Source organism: Mesorhizobium sp. P5_C1 (genome assembly GCF_054049815.1).
On the sequence record NZ_JBFULQ010000694.1, the window covers coordinates 1 to 2,458 of the forward strand.

Below are 2,458 nucleotides of genomic sequence, written 5' to 3' on the forward strand. Positions count from 1 at the left end.
CGCAAGTGTGAGTCAAAAGCTGGCCAGCTATGGCCAGTGGACATATCGTGGCGCGTGGGCATTAGAAATCATAGCGTCGATCATCGGCCTAGCTACGGGCCTTGTCTTGGGTTTTCAAGCATTCGAGGCAAGTCAATCTGCCACGGCGATGGATCTCATTCTAGCCAGCGCCCCGTTCTTCATCGTCTCGATCGCTGAGCTAACCAAGATCCCGATCGCGACCCTCTTATACAGCGCCTCCTGGCTCTGGAAGCCTGTTATCCTGGTGTTTCTCCTGCTTTTGGCAGGCATCACTTTTGAAACTGTTCTGCTCGGACTGGAGCGCGCTGGCACGCTTCGCGAACTGCAATATGAGGAGCTCGCCGACGGCATCGACTCTCTAAACACTGAGAACGCGAAACTGATCACCGCCGATGAATCCGCAAGTCAAACGGATCAGGCGGCCAAAGCGAGAGCGGATCTCGAAGAGGTCAGCACGCTTGCCGACAAGGCTCGGAAGGAAATTCAAAGCCGCATCGCTGATGTCGATACCGAACTCCAGGCTGCAACCGCGTTAACGCCGCAGGCCTCCAGAGCAAGAGAACAGCTTCGGGAGAAAGAGCAAAGACGAACGGATCTGATCGCCGAACGAGACGGCAGGGTCCAGCAGGCAGTGGAAGAGTTTGAAAGGCAACGAGACAGTTTTGTCGAGCGGATCAGGGACGCGCAGGAAACTGGCGACGCAGCGTCGGCAAAGCGCTGGGAGGACGAGATCGGCAAACTTGCCAATCCTCGCGCCAAGATTGAGGCGAAGTATGAGCCGCAGATCGCCGCCATGGATCAGGAGATCACGGGTATCCGAAGCGATTTCGACCGTTTGAGGCTCGAAAGCCCCAAGATGACTGACGACCAAAGACAGGTGCTCCAGAACCGGCGAAACGACCTCGAGAAGTCACTTGACGCAACATCTGCAGATTGGGAGCGCCGGCTCGATCAGGCGCGGGAGACATTGTCAGCAGCACAGACCGCCGAAGCTTCCAAGGCCAAGACCTTGGCGGCCAATCAAACGCGGCGAGACGAAATAGCAAAGCAGTTGAGCGCACTCGAGAAAAAGCGCATCCCGCTCGCTCGCACTGACCAGATACGCCGAATCGCGGCTCGCTGGTATGGCGTAAAGCCGGAAGAAGTGAGCGAGCCCCAAGCGGGGAAAGTCGCGGCAATCTGGTTCGGCTCCCTCGCCGTGATTGCAGGACTGGCCGGGCCGATCACGGCCATGGTGGCTCTGGGCTTGCAGCGTATCGCAGCACAGGCGGAAAGCCGCGCCGAGAACCGCCTGTCGCGTCTGGTTCGACGGTTGCTTTTGCGGTGGCGGTGGCGCCGGGTTCGCACCGTCAAAGTGCCCGTTGAAGTCCCAGTCGACAGGGAGGTCGAGAAACGCGTCGAGGTACCGGTTGAAAAGGTAGTGAAGGAAATTCTCTACGTTCCCGTCCTTACCGATGATCCGGATGCCCTTCGAAGGGCACTAAACGAGGACTTGCCACCAGAGGTCGTCGATCTCGTGAAAGTGGCAGCCAAGGGTGGGCGCAAAAGTGCTGGTCCGGCATAATACAGCGCTTCTCGAGCGAGCCGTCGACCTGGTCGTGAAGCAGGCGGCCATCCCGACCCTGCAGGCGGAGGCAGTTGCCCATGACAAGATAGCCCGGGCAAATGCCTTTCGCAGGCTGATGACGGGAGCTGCAGTGGCAATTGCCGCTGTGGGCATCGGCTACGGTGCCGCTTTGTTTTTCGGGCGAGAGCTCAGGCTTCCGCCGGTGCCAGATACACCAGAAGTCCACAAGGAGACTGACCGGATTGCGCCGTCAGAAACGGTATCGGAGGGCAAAACGGAACGCTCAACAGTTCCTGTCCCGGAACCAGCGCCCAGGCCGAAGGAGATCGCTCCTCCTGAGGCTCCCAAGCAACCCGACGTCGTAACTGAAGACTTCAACAAGTTTCTGACACGAGAACTGGACTGGGGAGGCTCGCACTGGTCGTTGGTTTCTGGCCACCATTTCAGCGACGAACACGACCCCACCTGGGATCGTGCATGGTGCTACACACGTCGGCTGGTGAACGGCGTCGACGTAAACGTAGACCTGGCAAACCGGCCTTCGCCAACTGCCCGGCCACAGGCGCCGGCCGCGCCCATGGCTACTCTGGCATCTATCGGCCTGAACGACGCGTCGGCCCTGGAACTCGCGTCGAAATGTGCGTGGCTCGATAACAGGGCTTTCAGCGGCAATGACTATGAGGCGCCCCCTGGCCGGGCCGAGGCGGCCCAGAAGCTCATTGCACAGGATGGCTGGGATGCAATGGGCTTCGATCTCCCGAGCATGCCTGTGTGGAACGTCTCATTCGATCAATGTCAAACCCAATGCGAGGGCGACAATCGTTGTTTGGCCATTACCTATGACAAGAAGCACTCTGCATGTTTCATGAA

2 protein-coding genes are annotated in these 2,458 nt (G+C 58.9%); both read left to right on the plus strand.

Features of this window, described 5'->3' with window-relative positions; all coding sequences use genetic code 11:
- Positions 1 to 1,585, plus strand: a 1,585-nt coding sequence (locus tag ACXJ7R_RS30015) for a hypothetical protein (protein WP_457154988.1), incomplete at its 5' end; no start/stop codon positions are given.
- Positions 1,557 to 2,458, plus strand: a 902-nt coding sequence (locus tag ACXJ7R_RS30020; RefSeq protein WP_457154989.1) for a PAN/Apple domain-containing protein, incomplete at its 3' end; no start/stop codon positions are given. The genes ACXJ7R_RS30015 and ACXJ7R_RS30020, both read left to right, overlap by 29 nt.